Annotated in this window: 1 protein-coding gene; it reads right to left on the bottom strand. The window is 69.0% G+C overall.

Annotation, left to right across the window (positions count from 1 at the left end; genetic code table 11):
* A partial coding sequence (locus AC0VY3_RS36335; protein ID WP_475551816.1) for an MmyB family transcriptional regulator occupies positions 1–243 on the bottom strand: 243 nt, incomplete at its 3' end.
* Positions 244–248 lie beyond the last annotated feature (5 nt).

Below are 248 nucleotides of genomic sequence, written 5' to 3'. Positions count from 1 at the left end.
CCGGAAGTGCGGGTCGGAGACGGCCAGCTCCCCCACGAGGGCGGTGAGGGCCGGGTCGGTCGGGTTCGTTCCGGCCTCCATGCGCAAGACCTCGACGCAGGTGCGGGCCACCTCCTCCCAGTCCGGGTAGATGTCGCGCATCACCGGGTCGGTGAAGACCATGCGGACGTAGTTGCGTTCGGGCTCGGGCACGGCTGCGAAGTCGCACAGCAGCTCCGCCACCAACGGGTTCCACGCAAGGATGTCGA

Source organism: Streptomyces sp. iso_384 (genome assembly GCF_056172905.1).
The sequence above is the reverse complement of the archived record's forward strand: the minus strand, read 5'-3'. Positions and strand labels throughout refer to the sequence as shown.